This window comes from Lacticaseibacillus salsurae (assembly GCF_045862175.1).
GTDB lineage: Bacteria > Bacillota > Bacilli > Lactobacillales > Lactobacillaceae > Lacticaseibacillus > Lacticaseibacillus salsurae.
In genome coordinates, this window is the sequence record NZ_BAAFZI010000049.1 from 1 (window position 1) to 16,939 (window position 16,939).

The following is a 16,939-nucleotide window of genomic DNA, read 5'->3' on the forward strand; positions in this document are numbered from 1 at the left end:
TTGTATTCCTTGTTACAGCGATGAGCTTCTCTAGAGATTGTGCTAACACTGCGATTTAAGCGCGTCGCTATTTCATGAAAAGATAGTCCAAGTTGGATAAAAGACTCTATACGACCGCGTTCAATAGTTGTAAGCTGATTGTAATGGCTCATTAGGAAACCTCCGTATGATGATGTTCTCGACAAACAACATTCTACGCTGTCTCCTAGTGGGTCAGTCTTTTTTCTTAGTGTTCCACTTCAATTGTAAATTCAAGTGCCTAAAGTCAAAATGAAAATACAAAATATCAGTTTTCATTCACTTTTCCTGATGACTTTTGGCCAAAACTGTCGTAAGATGCTCGGAGTTGAAGAAATCGGTTTCGCAAAGGAGGGGTAGTGTGCGCACGTTAACAAAAGGCAATCCATTGAAATTGATGATTTTATTTACCATTCCACTTTTAATTGGGAATGTCTTTCAACAGCTATATAGTTTTATGGACGCGCTGATCGTCGGCCGGACCATCGGCAAAGACGCATTGGCGGCGGTTGGGGCCACCGGGAGTATCAACTTCTTGATCATTGGGTTTGCCCAAGGGACCACCGCCGGGTTATCGGTGCTCACTGCTCAAGCCTTTGGCGCTCGCGATGAACGCGGCGTCAGGAAAAGTTTTGGGTCGAGTATTTGGATCAGCATCGCCATTACCGCAATTTTAACGGCAGTGTCAGTATCGATGACCCGGCCGTTGCTGGAATTAATGCAAACACCACCGGAAATCATCGATCAATCCGTCGCTTTCGTGCGGGTCATTTTCATCGGGGTGTTTGCGTCGATGGCGTTCAACTTGTTGAGTAACATGATGCGCGCGTTAGGGGACTCGCGAACGCCGTTGATTTTCTTGATCATCGCCACAGTGGTGAACATCGCCTTGGAATTGCTGTTTATCTTAGGCTTTCATTGGGGCGTGGCTGGTGCTGGTTGGGCAACCGTGATCGCGCAAACCTTCTCAGCGATTTTGTGTTGGTTGTTCATTAAAAAGCGCATCCCGCTATTAGTCATTCGCAAGCAAGATCTCGCTTTTGATTGGCAAAGTATTTTAGAACACCTCAAAGTCGGTTTGCCGATGGGCTTTAGTATGTCGATCATTGCCATCGGGTCCGTCATTTTACAAGTCATGCTCAATACTTTAGGCACCGATGCGGTTGCAGCGTACACTGCGGCCGGGCGGATCGATCAGCTGGCGACGTTGCCAGCATCATCGTTTGGCCTAGCGATGGCGACCTTTGCCGCGCAAAATCTCGGCGCCCGCGAGTACGGCCGCATTCGCCGTGGGGTGCACCAGACGTTAGCCCTCAACGTTGGGGTGTCAGCCGTGCTTGGGGCGTTGATCATTATGTTTGGCCGGCCATTGGTCAACTTATTCTTAGGCCCGAATCAGCCTGCCGTTACCGCGCTGGCGCAAACTTACTTCCATTACAATGCCAGCATGTACTGGTTGCTCGCCATTTTGTTCACCATGCGGAATTTGTTGCAAGGCTTGGGCAAAACTATGGTGCCGACTGTCGCGGGATTGTTTGAACTGTTGATGCGTGCTTTTGCTGGGATCGTATTGGTCACACACTTGGGCTTTGCTGGGGCGTCAATGGCCAATCCACTGGCTTGGATCGGTTCGGTGTTCGTGCTGGTCAATGTGTACTTCCGCACGATGAAGAAGATCCGGCAACAAGAAGACCGACAAGCCGCGAAAAAAGCAGCCGAAGCAGCGCAAGATCCGATTTAAAAATTAATTGCACATCAGAAATTTAGCGTCAAAAAAACAGGGACGATTGGTGAAAATAACCAGTCATCCCTGTTTTGATGCGCATTGAGTTAAATGATTTTTTGATTATGATCGATAAAATAACATGCGATAGACGGCGTCATGTCAGCTATGAGATAATTGAACTGCGCTGAGTCGAATGCGCGGCGGTCTCACAATTGAAGGGGTGGTGCAAATGAGTTTTAAATGCACTGAAAGTTATCCTAGAGAGAGGAGTCCTAGCTTGTTAACAAGGGTTTTGTCATTGTGGCAATCATCACGTTGCTAGATAAGCTCATGACAGCGATTGATCGGATTTTTTCAAAGTTCGTGAACATCGAAGAGACGTTGCTTAGACATCGTCATGTCAGACGGGAGCTAATCGCGACACGAGGTCATTCAAGACCGAAAAAGTGCAAGCGAAAAGCCGTACAGGAACTTTGGCAAGCGATCGTACGGCTTTCTAGCTTTCACTATTAGATTATAGTCATCGGCCGCCGCCATTGAGACGGAAGCGTAACCCATATCGTTGACGCGATATGGGTTTTTCAATACTCAAATCATAACATGGGTGTCGTGTCTGATGCAACCTTCATGCTTTAACAGTTGAAGACACCGACCGCACACAAAGCCCGCGAAACAGTTTCCCATTTCGTGGGCTTCTGGATTTGACGCCATTGATATTCAATTACGGCCAAACAGTTACCACAATGTATCCAAGTACGTTTCTGCGCAGCCCTAGGGGATTGGCCTTAGACCGCTTTGGTCACTAATCAGCTTTGCACTGCCTTTCATGCACAGACGTCGACTTGCTTCCCATGTCACCATGAGGGAATCGATCCGGCGTAATCATGGAGTTCCGAAGAACCCTTCAGTACCGGTACTCTGATGCTAGAGATCCAATGGTTACCAACAGGTTCGCTGGGCCACTGCGGATCAGTCTCACTGGGCCTGCGGGGAACTGCCCCCCGTTGCGAAGAGTTTCAAGCAACTGCGCTAAGTTGCTATCTCCACCTTGTTAACGCCATCATCATAACGCCTTCAACGGTCTGTGACAAGACTATCGATTATAAACGTTTTTCATAAATATCCGACCAAAGCGGGTTTGCTTGTGTTCAACTGTGTGATTTTGTCGCAAAAGTTGTGAATCACAGCGGTCATGTGATGTTTGCGGTATAATCGACTCACTTAACTTCTGGAGGACGATTGATGCCAACTGCTGATGAAATTTTTGAAGCGATCAAACAAGACGCGGCCAACGCTGAGTTCACGAAAGCGGGGATCGAACCGTTATATCATGTGGCACCAGAGGCGACGATTTTGATCGTGAGCCAAGCCCCCAGTCGCTCCGCCCAATTGGCTAAAACGTATTGGCGTGATGCGTCAGGAGATCGTTTGCGGGAGTGGATGGGTGTGACTTCGGCCGAGTTTTATGATTCCGGAAAAATCGGCGTGGTACCGTTGGACTTTTATTATCCAGGCCGCGGGAAAAGCGGTGACTTACCGCCGCGCAAAGGCTTTGCTGATCAGTGGCATCAGCCAATTTTGCAATTGATGCCTAAAGTAAAGCTCACCTTGTTGATCGGCATGTATGCGGTGAAATATTATTTGCCGAACCGTGAAAAGACGTTAACGGAAACGGTGCGCAACTTTGAAGCGTACCAACCGTACTTTCCGTTAGTGCATCCCTCGCCGCTCAATTATGGCTGGTTGCACAAAAATCCATGGTTTCAACGAAGCGTGTTACCGCAATTACAACAACAAGTGCGCGATTTACTTTAATTCATGATTGGTCTAGTTGAAAAGACTAGACTTTTTATTTGGAATGATTCTGATACCGGTAACAATCAGTCACAGCTTGCAAGGCATGCCGGTATTCTCGTATTCTATACCTAGCATATATTTGACGGAGGAGGCGACATTTTGGAAAATTGGTATAATCACGCGATCATCTATCAAATTTATCCGAAATCTTTTCAAGACAGCAATGGCGATGGTATCGGCGACTTGCCGGGCATTATTCAACGCATTCCTTATTTAAAAACGCTTGGTATCAATACGGTTTGGTTGAATCCCGTATTTACCTCGCCACAAGTGGACAATGGCTATGACGTGGCCAATTACTATGCCATCGATCCAGATGTCGGGACTATGGCGGATATGGATGCGTTGATCAAAGCGCTGCATGATGCTGGGATCCATTTGCTGCTGGACTTTGTGATGAATCATACGTCTGATCAACATCCTTGGTTTCAAGATGCAATCAAGCATCCTGGCAGTTTATATCGCGATTATTATATTTTTGCCGGGGATCACGATCAGCGCCCTAACAATTGGGGCAGCTTCTTTGGTGGCTCTGTGTGGGCCAAAGATCCAGCTGGTACCGGCAAATCATATTTCCACTTATTTGATCGGCACATGCCAGACTTGAACTGGGCCAATCCTGAAGTGCGCCACGCGATGGGCGATATTGCTGATTTTTGGCTGAAAAAAGGGATCGATGGGCTGCGCGTGGATGCCTTTATCCACATCGCCAAAGCCCGTTTAGATCAAGATTTTCCAACGGCAGACGGCTCGCATGAACCGGTAGTGGCAGAACCATTTTTTGCCAATTTACCGCAAGTGCAAACCTGGCTGCGACCGTTTGCAGAACGCATCAAAACCGATTACCCGCATGCTTTCTTGTTAGGGGAAGCCGCCAGTGCGGATGTGAATTTGGCGGCGGCTTATACCGATCGGTTGATGGATAGCGTGGTGACGTTTCGCTACTTTAAAGAAGATGAATCGCAAGTCGATCCCGCTTATCCGGCGCAATATCAACCTAAACCTTTGAATTGGCAAGCCTTCAAGCAAACCCAAGCAGTGTGGCAACAAACGTTATCAGCGATGCCGACGCTTTATTGGAGCAATCACGATATGCCACGCCTCCTTGGTCGCGTCGCCAAAGATTCATTGACGGCGCGGAGTTTGGCGATGTTGATGTATCTGCAACGTGGCATTCCGATCATTTATTATGGCGAAGAGTTGGGCATGACGAATCTACAGTTTGATTCAATTGATGAGTTTCAAGACCAAACCGTGGGGCCTTGGGTGCAAGCGGCGATGGCGGCTGGGCAAACCAAAACCCAAGCCTTGCAACAAGTTTCTGCCACCCATAAGTTGCCAGCGCGTGGTGGCATGCGCTGGGATAACACGCAAAATGCGGGCTTTTCCACCGGCACGCCATGGCTTCAAGGCAAAAGCGCTGATACGCCAACGGTTGAAAAGCAAGCTGATGATCCAGAAAGTCAGCTGAATTTTTACCGCGAGTTGTTGAAACTAAAGCAAACCGACTTGTTCAGTGATGGGGATTATCGCTTGTTGACCACGGACGCCAATAGTTATGTGTATCAACGGCAATTACAAAATCAAAAGGCAATCGTCGCCGTATCGATTGGCGATGCCTCAGTGATTGATTTGCCTCGAGCGCGTTATGATATTCGATTAGAAAATGGTACCGTGCAATTGTTGAACCAACAGCTACGCCTCAGTGCTGGTGCCAGTGTTGTTTTGATCACGGAGGAATAATATGTTAATTTCTGCAATGGCTCACCGTCCCGAAAGCGAAGATTGTTTCTTGATCGACGCACATCAAGTCCGGCTCAGATTCAAAACCGCCCTTGGTGATGTTCAAAATGTGACCGCTTTATATGGGGATCCTTATTGGAATTTACCCGATGAATCTGGCGAGTATCATTTTACTTATTCAAAAGCCCCGATGATTAAAGTTGCCAGTGGCCAAACTCATGACTATTGGGCAGTGACGTTAAAGCCGCCTTATCAGCGGATCCAATACTTATTTGCAGCCACTGACGCTGAAGGTAAAACCGTGTTATTCGGCGATCGCGGGCCCAGAGAAGATACTGAAGCCGAGCGCATCGAAGCGGCTAACTACTTCCGACTGCCTTATTTTCACGAAATCGATCGCACCAAAACGCCAGCGTGGGTCAGTGAAACGGTGTGGTATCAGATCTTCCCTGAACGCTTTGCCAATGGCGATCCTAGTTTGAATCCGGAAAATTGTTTGCCATGGCAGCCAGAAGATCATCCTGGTCGCGACGATTATTACGGTGGGGATCTGCAAGGCGTGTTGGATCACCTAGACGACTTGCAAGACCTCGGCGTAAACGGCTTATATTTCTGCCCGATTTTTAAAGCTAGCTCCAATCATAAATATGACACCATCGATTATTTGGAAATTGATCCAGCCTTTGGCGACAAAGCCTTGTTTGCCAAACTGGTGCATGAAGCCCATGCTCGCGGCATGCGGGTGATGCTTGATGCGGTGCTCAACCATATGGGTTATGCGTCGATGCAATGGCAAGACGTGTTGCAAAACGGCCAAAAGTCGCGTTTTGTAGATTGGTTCCATATTCATGATTGGCCGCTGTTACCATACCGTGATCCGACGCAAGGCCAAGGTGATCCACAATTTGATACCTTTGCTTTTGGCCCAGGGATGCCGAAGCTCAACACTGCGAACCCAGAAGTGCAGGCTTACCTATTAGAAATTGCGACTTATTGGGTCAAACAATTTGATATCGATGCGTGGCGCTTAGATGTCGCCAATGAAGTCGATCATCATTTCTGGCGTCAATTCCATGATGCCTTGATCGCCATCAAACCCGATTTTTACATTTTAGGCGAAGTGTGGCATTCAAGCCAACCATGGCTTAATGGCGACGAGTTCTCAGGCGTGATGAATTATGCCTTCACGCAACAAATCGAAGACCACTTCTTAACTGGCGTGAGTGATGCGCAAACGATGCTCGCCCGCTTAAGTGATCAGTTGATGTTGTATCGCGATAATGTTAATGCGATGATGCTCAACATGTTAGATTCGCATGATACCCCGCGCTTGTTGACAGTAGCTGGTGGTGACTTAGATCGCGCACTGCAAGCCTTGGCGTTTACCTTCTTACAAACTGGCACACCTTGCATCTACTACGGCACGGAAATGGGCATGTTCGGGGGAAATGATCCTGATGATCGCAAGCCGATGGACTGGTCGAAGTTGCATCAGTCAACGTGGCAACGCGTGCATGCATTAGTGGCGCTGCGGCGGGAATACGCTGAGCTGTTAGGCAATGGGACCACGACGTATGCTTTAACGGATACTGGTTTGATCAAAGTCACCCGCCAGTTAGCGGGTCAAACACTCGTTGGGTATTTCAACACCACGGATCAAGGTGCGGCGATTGCGGCACAACCATTGCTGCAACAAGGATTTGAGGCTGGTATTTTAAGCCCTAAAGGTTTTATTGTTCGCGCACAATGAAATCCTGATAACGGTAACAATGGGTTTCGCCTTGTAAAAACGCTTTCCAAACTGCTACACTAGTAAGTGTTAAAAGCGAAACGGAGTGAGTGCAAATGAGTGCAAAGCGATTATTCAACATCGACCCTTGGCTGGTGGCAACGCATCAATTAGATAAAACCAATAAGCGCCTGCAAGAATCACTGACCGCCATCGGGAATGGGTATATGGGCATGCGGGGTAACTTTGAAGAAGGTTATTCCGGCGACACCTTATTGGGGGCCTACCTCGCAGGTGTGTGGTTCCCAGATAAAACCCGCGTTGGTTGGTGGAAAAACGGTTATCCTGATTATTTTGGTAAAGCCATCAACGCCCCAAGTTTTATCAACTTAGGCATTACCATTAATGGCGTGGCATTGGACTTAGCGAAAAATAACTTCCGCGATTTCAACTTACAACTCGACTTACATCAAGGCAAGTTGACCCGCAGTTTTGTATACGTTACAGATGATCTCGAAGTTGCCTTTGAATTTGAGCGGTTCGTTTCCAATGCCATGCAACAAGCCGGCTTGATCAAAGTGAACGCCAAAGTCTTAAAAGGCTCGGCTGAATTGAAATTTGATGCTGCTTTGGATGGCAATGTCACTAACGAAGACTCGAATTACGACGAACACTTCTGGATCCCGCAACATGAAGATGCTGCTCAAGGTTCGATCCAACTTGAAACCAAAGCCAATCCTTTCGACGTCCCGCAGTTCACGGTATTGCTCAAGCAAGCCTTGAAAGTGAACGGCGCGGCAGTTGAAGGCACCCGATCAACTGAACCAGGACGCTTAGATGAAACCTTAAGCTACGACTTAACCCAAGGCGATGCGCTTACCCTTGAAAAGCGCGTGATCGTCTTGACCAGTCGTGATGTTGAACCGGCAAAACAACCGGCTCAAGCCGATCAACTGATGGCTGAACTGCTACCGCAAAGTTTTGATGAAGCATTAGCTGCACATGAAGCAGTTTGGGCCAAGCGTTGGGCACAGTCAGACGTTGTGATCGACGGCGACCCGGCAGCGCAGCAAGGTATCCGCTTCAGTATTGCGCAACTGTTCATGACTTATTATGGCGAAGATACTCGCTTAAATATCGGGCCTAAAGGCTTTACCGGCGAAAAATATGGCGGTGCCACTTATTGGGACACTGAAGCATATGTGGTGCCGATGTACTTGGCTGTGACCCCACCAGAAGTCACCCGGGCATTGTTGCAATACCGGCACGATCAATTGCCAGGCGCTTATCACAACGCCCAACAACAAGGATTAGCCGGCGCGTTGTTCCCAATGGTCACGTTCAACGGCATCGAATGTCACAACGAATGGGAAATCACCTTCGAAGAACTCCACCGTAATTCCGATATCGCCTTTGCCATTAAGCAATACACGGATTACACCGGCGATGAATCTTACGTCAATGGGGATGGTATCGATGTGTTAGTCGGCGTGGCAAGATTTTGGGCGGATCGGGTGCATTTTTCCAAGCGCCATCAACAATATATGATCCATGGCGTCACCGGCCCTAACGAATATGAAAATAACGTCAACAACAACTGGTTTACCAACACCATGGCCGCTTGGGAGTTGCAATACACCCTTGAGCGTCTACCAAAAGCGGATGTTGATAAAGTTCAAGCGTTGGCCGTGACTGATGATGAAAAAGCGCACTGGCAAGATATTGTTGATCGCATGTATTATCCAGAAGATAAAGACTTGGGCATTTTTGTTCAACACGATACCTTCTTGGATAAAGATCTGCGCCCGGCAAGCTCGATTCCCGCTGATCAACGGCCACTCAATCAGCACTGGTCATGGGATAAGATTTTGCGCTCGCCATTCATCAAGCAAGCCGATGTGTTGCAAGGCATTTACTTCTTGAATGACCGCTTTACCCGCGAGCAAAAAGAAGCCAACTTCGACTTCTACGAACCGATGACGGTACACGAATCGTCCTTATCCGCTTCGATTCACGCAATTTTAGCCGCGGAATTGGGCAAAGAAGCAAAAGCCGTTGAACTGTATGCCCGCACGGCGCGGTTGGATCTGGATGACTACAACAACGACACTGAAGATGGCCTCCACATCACATCCATGTCTGGGGGTTGGTTAGCCATCGTTCAAGGCTTTGCTGGGATGCGCTACACTGGCGGCCATTTGAGTTTCAAGCCGTTTGTACCGAAAGGTTGGACGCATTACAGCTTTACGTTCAACTATCGCGGCCGCTTGATTGCTGTGGATGTGGCAGATGAAACCACATTGAAGTTAGTCAGCGGTGATCCGATCGATGTGTTAGTCTTTGACGAAACGGTGCACTTAAGTTAAGGAGGGGTTGCATGCTCAAAGGGTTAATTTTTGATTTGGATGGCGTGATCGCAGACACGGCGCGCTTCCACTTACAAGCATGGAATCAACTGGCTCAACGCCTTGATATCGTACTGCCACCAGAAGCAAACGACGCGTTGCGTGGGCGTTCGCGAATGGATTCGTTGAATTTGATTTTGAGCTATGGGAACAAAGTCGATGCCTATTCAGATGAAGAAAAAGCCGCCTTTGCCCAAAGCAAAAATGACTTATATCTTGAGTTGATCCAAACCTTAACACCGGCAGACATTTTGCCAGGGATCGCGCAGTTATTACAAGATGCTAAAGCGCAAGGCCTGCACATGAGCATCGCCTCAGCGTCAAAGAACGCGCCGACGATTTTGAAACACTTGCAACTCGATGACGCCTTTGATGCCATCGTTGATCCGGCTAAGTTGCATCGCGGTAAACCGGATCCTGAGATCTTCACCTTGGCGCAACAAGCATTGAACTTGCAAGCTCAGGATGTGATCAGCTTTGAAGATGCGTCAGCTGGCGTTCAAGCCATCAAAGCGGCTAACCAATTTGCGGTTGGCATCGGGGATGCACAAGTGTTAAAACTTGCTGATTATGTCGTGGCCAGCACTGCAGACTTGCAGTTAAGCAAGATCGTTGAAGCTTTTAAGGAGGTGAGCGCGTGAGTTGGTGGCAAAACGCAATCGTTTATCAAATCTATCCCAAGTCTTTTCAAGATAGCAATGGTGATGGGATCGGGGACTTGCCTGGGATCATCAGCCGTTTAGATGAACTGCAACAATTAGGCATCGATGCGATTTGGTTGAGCCCAGTGTATCTGTCGCCTGGTTTTGATAACGGTTACGACATTGCCGATTATGAAGCCATCGACCCGCAGTTCGGGACGATGGGGGATATGGATACCTTGATCGCCGCAGCCCAAAAGCGCCACATTCGCATCATCATGGATCTGGTGGTCAACCACACGTCTGATCAACATGCCTGGTTCAAGCAATCACGGTCTTCGCGAAATGATCCCAAGCGTGATTGGTACGTCTGGCGTGATCCGGTTGATGACCATGAACCAAACGACATGACGTCAACGTTTTCTGGATCGGCTTGGACCTTGGATGAGGCGACTGGTCAGTATTACTTGCATCTGTTCAGTCCGCAACAGCCGGACCTCAACTGGGAAAATCCTGTGGTGCGTCACGCGGTGTATGCGATGATGAATCGCTGGATCGATCGTGGTATTGGCGGCTTTAGACTCGATGTGATCGACTTGATCGGCAAAATTCCCGATCTTGAGATTCGCGAAAATGGGCCGCACTTGCATGACTACTTGCAAGAAATGAATGCCGCCACCTTTGGTCGTGCCGATTTGATGACAGTGGGCGAAACTTGGGGCGCTACCCCTGAAATCGCCAAGCAGTATTCAGATCCTGAGCGCCATGAGTTGTCGATGGTTTTCCAATTTGAGACCATGCAACTGGATCAAAAACATGGTGAACCCAAATGGCATACCATGCCATTAGATCTGGATCTGTTCAAACAGACCTTGATCAAATGGCAAACCGAATTGGATTATCAACATGGTTGGAACAGTTTGTTTTGGAACAATCACGACTTACCGCGGATCGTGTCGCGATGGGGCAATGATGGTCAGTATCGAGAACGCTCAGCTTCAATGTTTGCCATTTTGCTCCACTTGATGCGCGGGACGCCTTATATTTACCAAGGCGAAGAAATTGGCATGACCAACCGGCCGGTGACTAGCATCGATCAAGTCAACGACATTGAAAGCCGCAACTGGTATGCCGAACAATTGGCCAAAGGCGTTAGCGCTGACACTTTGATCAAGCAAGTCAACACCATGGGTCGAGATAATGCGCGCACCCCGATGCAATGGGATGACACGCCGCATGCCGGTTTCACCACCGGCATGCCGTGGCTGGCAGAAAATCCCAACTACGACCACATCAATGTCAAACAAGCACTTGCTGATCCCAATAGTGTTTGGCATGTGTATCAGCGCTTGATCCAACTCCGTCATCAAAACCCGATCGTCGTGCGTGGGGACTTTGAACCCCTCACTACCGATTCCGGGGTGATGGCTTATATCAGAAGCTTTGAAGGTGAGCGTTGGCTGATCGTGGCCAACTTAACGGATAAGCTTCAGCATTTTAACCAACCGAATATTAGCGAGATCTTGCTCGCCAATGTTGAACCGATCACCACCCAGCTTCAACCTTATCAAGCTTACGTCGCCAAGTTGGCGCTGTGAGTGTCGCAATTATAAAGATATTTTGGGGAGGAACAAGATTATGAAAACTTGGAAAAAAGTGATGTTAGGTAGCGTCACCTTGCTCGCATCCATGGCTTTGGTGGCTTGTGGTAAAAGCTCAAGCTCCACAGACACATCCAGTAGCAAAGAAGTCACTGGGACGGTTAAATTGTGGGTCGACACGACGCAAGTGCCTTACTACAAGACCATCGTTAAGAACTTCAACAAAGAATATCCAAAAGTTAAAGTCGCTGTTACTCAAAGTCCTAATGGTTCTGCCAACGCTAAAACCGATGTCGGCAAAGACCCGGCTAAAGCTGCGGATGTTTTCGAAGTGCCAAACGATCAATTAGGTTCTATGGCGGATCAAGGCTACATCAACCCATTGTCACCCGCTTCCACTAAGACGGTTAAAGCAAACAACGTTTCCGTTGCAGCAAAAGCGGTTGAATGGAACAATAAGCTTTATGCCTATCCATTTGCTGAACAAGCCCAAACTCTTTATTACGACAAGTCCAAGTTGTCGGCTGAAGATGTGAAGACTTGGGACGGCATCACCGCTAAAGGTGTGATCGCAACTGACTTCACCAACGCATACAACTACTATCCAGTCTTCTTATCTGCCGGCACGAACTTGTATGGGACTGACGGTGAAACCTTGAAAGGCACCAATGTTGCCAACGCTAAAGGGGTTGCAGCCATGACTTGGTTGGCACAACAAAAGGCCAACAAGAATGTGATGCAAACGTCTAACGCTTTGAACCAATTGAAGTCCGGCGCGGCTGCTGCAACGTTAGATGGTCCTTGGAACTCCGCTAACATCAAGAAGATTTTAGGCAAGAACTTCGCCGTTGCCCCATATCCAACGGTCAACATCAACGGCAAGCAAGTGCAACTCAAAGCGTTCTTAGGCATCGAAGCCTTTGCGGTTAACTCCCATACGTCCACTAAGAACCAAAAAGCGGCGGCAACCTTGGCTGAATACATCACCAACAAGAAGTCTCAACTGATCGTTTACAAGAACTCCGGTCAGATCCCTGTTGATAAAGCTGCCCAAACTAGTGACACCATCACGTCTGATCCTGTCGCCAAAGCGGTTATGACGATGTCCAAGTCTTCTGACCATTCCATCGTCATGCCTAAGATGGCGCAAATGGCAACCTTCTGGAACTTATCTGCGCCTTTGATCAACGGTGCTTACACCGGCTCGATCAAGAGCTCCCAATACATGGATAAACTCCAAACTTTCCAAGATGCCATTTCCAAAGAGAACTAATCTGATTTAATTAAGGGCCGTGATCACCACGATCACGACTTCCGCTTTGAAGCAAAGCTGCGGCTTTGCTTTAAAGCGGAGGGTTTAACCTTCAGCCATTATTCTGTATCAAAACTGATTTTGGAAGGAGCAAGACGATGTTTAAAAAACACAATAAGGTCCAGCCGCCTGCGACTTATCGAGAGGTATGGTCAAAAGGCGATGTCTCCTTCAAGCTATCATTTCTCCTGATGGGATTTGTCCAATTGCGCCATAAGCAATGGGCTAAAGGGATCGCCTTATTAGGCATTCAAATCGCTTTTTGGGTTTGGTTTATCTTCAGTGGGGTCAGCGCCTTAAGCATGCTGAGCAACCTCGGGGAAATCAAATCAAAAAAAGTGGTCTTTGATCAAACCCAAGGCGTTTATTTAACCAAGCTACCGGATAACTCGGTATTGATCCTATTATTTGGGGTGTTGGCAGTGATTTTACTGCTGGCAATGTTAGGCTTGTATATCGCGCATTTGCGCTCGATGCGCACATTATATGTGCAATTGCGTGATGGCGAACATGTGCCGACCAACCACGAGAACTTGCATGCCTTGATCGATGAACGCTTGCATTCCACGTTGTTGGCAGTGCCGATCGTGTTGATCGTGGCGTTTACGATTTTACCGACGGTGTACATGATCTCCATGGCGTTCACCAACTATGATGGCAAACATCCAATCGGGTTTTCCTGGACTGGATTTAAAGCATTCGGCAACGTGCTGACTGGCGACTTAGCTGGGACGTTCTTCCCAGTGTTAGGTTGGACCTTGGTTTGGGCGGTTTGTGCCACCGCGACGACGTTCTTCTTCGGCGTTTTGCTGGCGATGTTGATCGAATCCAAAGGCATCAACCATAAAGGCTTCTGGCGGACGATTTTCGTGATCGTTTACGCGGTACCGCAATTTGTTTCCTTGTTGATGATGGCTCAGTTCTTGGATCTGCAAGGCCCACTCAACAATATTTTAATGAGTATTCACTTGATCTCCAGTCCGATCAACTTTATCGGCGCGTCTGCTAGTCCTTTGGTGGCGCGGATCACCGTTATCGTGGTCAACATGTGGATTGGGATCCCAGTATCGATGTTGATTTCCACGGCGATTATTCAAAACTTGCCCCAAGATCAAATCGAAGCGGCCCGCATCGACGGGGCCAATGCATGGCAAGTGTTCCGCTCGATCACGTTCCCGCAAATTCTGTTTGTGATGGCACCAAGTTTGATCCAACAATTCATTGGGAATATCAACAACTTTAACGTCATTTACTTGTTGACGGCAGGGTATCCAATGAACAACAACTATAACGGCGCCGGAGACACTGACTTGCTGGTGACCTGGTTGTACAACTTGGTCTTCGGCCAAACGCAGCGTTACAACGCCAGTGCGGTACTTGGGATCTTGATCTTTATCCTCAGTGCGGTATTCTCGCTGATCGCTTACCGTCGCACCAATGCATTCAAGGAGGGCTAAAAAATGAAATCATATCATGCACAGCGCCGCCTGTCCTTGGTATTTCGTTATTGCTTATTAGCACTGCTGGCGATTTTATGGATCATCCCCATTGTGTGGATCATTTTAGCCAGCTTCTCATCTAATGATACCGGCTTTGTCTCAACCTTTTGGCCAAAGCAATTCACGTTGCAAAACTACATCGGGATCTTCACGTCTGATCAATTTCCATTCTTGTACTGGATCCGCAACACCTTGCTGGTCAGCTTAGTGACGATGGTGTTATCCACGTTTGTCACGATTTGTGTGGCGTACACCTTGTCGCGGTTGCGCTTCGCCTTTCGTAAGAAGTTCTTGCAAATCGCCTTAGTCTTGGGAATGTTCCCAGGATTCATGTCGATGATCGCCTTGTACTACATTTTGAAAAACTTCAACATGTTGAACCTCGGCGGCTTGACTTTGGTTTACGTCGGCGGTGCCGGTTTAGGCTTCTACATCGCCAAAGGCTTCTTCGATACGATTCCAGTTGCTATTGATGAAGCGGCGGTGATGGATGGGGCCACCAAATGGCAAGTGTTCATTCATATCGGCTTGCCAATGAGTCGCCCGATCATTGTTTATACGGCTTTGACGGCGTTCATCGGCCCTTGGATCGACTTCATTTTCTCAGGGATCATCTTGTCAAGTTCAGGCAATGCCAAAACTTATACCATCGCTTATGGCTTGTACAACATGTTGCATTCCACTAAGGGTGCATCGACGACATACTTCACTGAGTTTATCGCTGGATGTGTTGTCATCGCTATCCCGATCACGATTTTGTTTATCATCATGCAGAAGTTCTATGTTTCTGGGATCACTGCTGGTGCAGATAAAGGCTGATCAATTAAAAACGGGAGTTTGTCAAATGGTGTTGAAGGATAATTTTTATCCTTTGAAGGTTTCTCAAAAATGAGGAGCCTTTTTGTTATCTTATAAGTTGATGTACACTGTCAGACGATTTCTTCCAAGAGCCTTGTTTTAGGGTAACTCAAATAAGCCTCATTCTTCATGTGTTTTGTTCTTACGCAACCAATTGATATACACGTATGAACATGTTTTTCTGATTGGAGAATCCATAACAGGCCCGCTTGAGTTCTTTAATCTTACGGTTCACGCCTTCAATTGGACCGTTGGAGTACTCAGACTTCGCAGCGTTGATAACACCTCGAAGGTTCTTCTTTAAGGTGGTCATGGCGATATCAAGAACACTCCCGTTGGATTGATATTTCGTGATCAGAGTCTCCAGCTTGCGATAGTGTCCACCCATTAATGCGTCATGGATGGCAATGTAAGTGTCGTAGGCTTTCTTGAACTTTGGTGATACGCTGGTTCCTAAATCAATGGCATTTTGTTCGGTTGAGTACTCGTTGAGCCCAAATAGATAATGAGAATGTTTTGCGTCGGGATGGACTTTATGAAATAACTTCCAGAGTGACTTCAATATCTTGTGCTCACGTGAGTGGACATCAAGTTGTTTCAAGCACTGAACACGGATTTGATCCATTGTCCGAGCAATCAACTGAACAATGTGAAATCGATCGATAATGATCATGGCGTTGGGAAATAGCTCATGAACAATTGCTTGATATGAGGCGTTCATATCCATGACGACTCGTTTGACCGCGGCGCGGTCATCAACACTGTACTGATTGATGAAGAACTCCTTGATATCTTTATTTAGGCGGCCACTCAAGACCTTCACAGCCTTGTGCGTATCGGCATCAATACAAATAAATGACATCGCAGATTTCGTTGAACGAAACTCATCAAAACAGATATTGACCGGAAGTGTATGACTCGCATGCGGATGAATGTTTGCGTGGAGAATTCGGATCACTGAGTTGGTAGAAATGCCCGTCAGGGTAGCGATTGTTTTTCCTGGAAGTGACTTAGAAGCCAGTTTAAGGACGTGCTCTTCGAGCTCACGACCAATGGCGTGGTTGGCTCTAACAGCAGATGTCGTTGCGGTGCATGAGCTGTGGCAGTTTGCGCACAGCCAACGTTGCTTATCCAATTCTAGAAGTACCGGCTGTGAAGTAGGACCATCGACATGAATGTGTGTAGCGAGAAAGCCATTGCGATGTAAGGCGTTAAAGCCACACTGTGGGCACTTCTTAAGCGTGTAAGTTAAACTAGCGTGAATGATCAGATATTTCTTACGACCCGATGCTTTTCCTCGATATTCTTCTCTAACATCCTCCGTGTGAATATTTGTATCTGTAATTTTGAGCAACTTAAGCGTACTATCTAGTTGAGACATCTATTCCTACCTCGCTTATCTTTGGTTTAGCCACTTAAAGCAGTAAGCAGGAGATAACCACACGTTCATAACGCCAAAATCGGGTCAAGGCACATCTCTATGATGTGTCTTGGCCCGATTTTCTATTGCTAGTCCAGACTAATGTTCCATGGCAAGTATGGCGCCAGCG

General features: G+C 47.6%; 12 protein-coding genes. 10 read left to right on the forward strand and 2 right to left on the reverse strand.

Annotated features, from left to right (window positions below; translation table 11 throughout):
* Nucleotides 1-152: helix-turn-helix domain-containing protein (locus tag ACKTSG_RS11305; RefSeq protein WP_407894867.1), on the reverse strand; the 152-nt coding region annotated here is incomplete at its 3' end.
* A 227-nt stretch (nt 153-379) separates the two neighbouring features.
* Here ACKTSG_RS11305 and ACKTSG_RS11310 point away from each other — a divergent pair.
* The 10 genes from ACKTSG_RS11310 (at nt 380) to ACKTSG_RS11355 (ending at nt 15,350) form a co-directional block, all read left to right on the forward strand.
* Complete coding sequence (locus ACKTSG_RS11310; protein WP_407894855.1) at nt 380-1,759, forward strand: MATE family efflux transporter; 1,380 nt, start codon at nt 380-382, stop codon at nt 1,757-1,759.
* 1,227 nt (nt 1,760-2,986) lie between these two features.
* Nucleotides 2,987-3,559: a uracil-DNA glycosylase family protein gene (locus tag ACKTSG_RS11315; RefSeq protein WP_407894856.1), complete on the forward strand. Its 573-nt coding sequence runs from the start codon at nt 2,987-2,989 to the stop codon at nt 3,557-3,559.
* A gap of 141 nt (nt 3,560-3,700) precedes the next feature.
* Nucleotides 3,701-5,344 (forward strand): alpha-glucosidase, encoded by a 1,644-nt coding sequence (locus tag ACKTSG_RS11320; protein WP_125708946.1) that lies wholly within the window; start codon nt 3,701-3,703, stop codon nt 5,342-5,344.
* Nucleotide 5,345: 1 nt separating this feature from the next.
* A complete protein-coding gene (locus ACKTSG_RS11325; RefSeq protein WP_407894859.1) occupies nt 5,346-7,094 on the forward strand; it encodes a glycoside hydrolase family 13 protein in 1,749 nt (582 codons plus the stop codon).
* A gap of 95 nt (nt 7,095-7,189) precedes the next feature.
* Complete coding sequence (locus ACKTSG_RS11330; protein ID WP_407894861.1) at nt 7,190-9,439, forward strand: glycoside hydrolase family 65 protein; 2,250 nt, start codon at nt 7,190-7,192, stop codon at nt 9,437-9,439.
* Between the two features lie 11 nt (nt 9,440-9,450).
* A complete protein-coding gene (gene pgmB, locus ACKTSG_RS11335) occupies nt 9,451-10,119 on the forward strand; it encodes a beta-phosphoglucomutase (RefSeq protein WP_125708940.1) in 669 nt (222 codons plus the stop codon).
* Entirely contained in the window at nt 10,116-11,717 is a 1,602-nt protein-coding gene (locus ACKTSG_RS11340) for a glycoside hydrolase family 13 protein (protein WP_407894862.1), read from the forward strand. The genes pgmB and ACKTSG_RS11340 overlap by 4 nt, the downstream gene beginning before the upstream one ends.
* 40 nt (nt 11,718-11,757) lie before the next feature.
* On the forward strand, nt 11,758-12,993 hold the full coding sequence (locus tag ACKTSG_RS11345) for an extracellular solute-binding protein (protein ID WP_407894864.1): 1,236 nt from the start codon (nt 11,758-11,760) through the stop codon (nt 12,991-12,993).
* A 137-nt stretch (nt 12,994-13,130) separates the two neighbouring features.
* Nucleotides 13,131-14,489 (forward strand): carbohydrate ABC transporter permease, encoded by a 1,359-nt coding sequence (locus ACKTSG_RS11350; RefSeq protein WP_125708934.1) that lies wholly within the window; start codon nt 13,131-13,133, stop codon nt 14,487-14,489.
* Nucleotides 14,490-14,492: 3 nt separating this feature from the next.
* On the forward strand, nt 14,493-15,350 hold the full coding sequence (locus ACKTSG_RS11355) for a sugar ABC transporter permease (protein ID WP_125708932.1): 858 nt from the start codon (nt 14,493-14,495) through the stop codon (nt 15,348-15,350).
* 181 nt (nt 15,351-15,531) lie between these two features.
* On the opposite strand, the gene ACKTSG_RS11360 is transcribed toward ACKTSG_RS11355, so the two are convergent.
* A complete protein-coding gene (locus ACKTSG_RS11360) occupies nt 15,532-16,770 on the reverse strand; it encodes an ISL3 family transposase (protein WP_407894865.1) in 1,239 nt (412 codons plus the stop codon).
* Nucleotides 16,771-16,939: the final 169 nt, after the last annotated feature.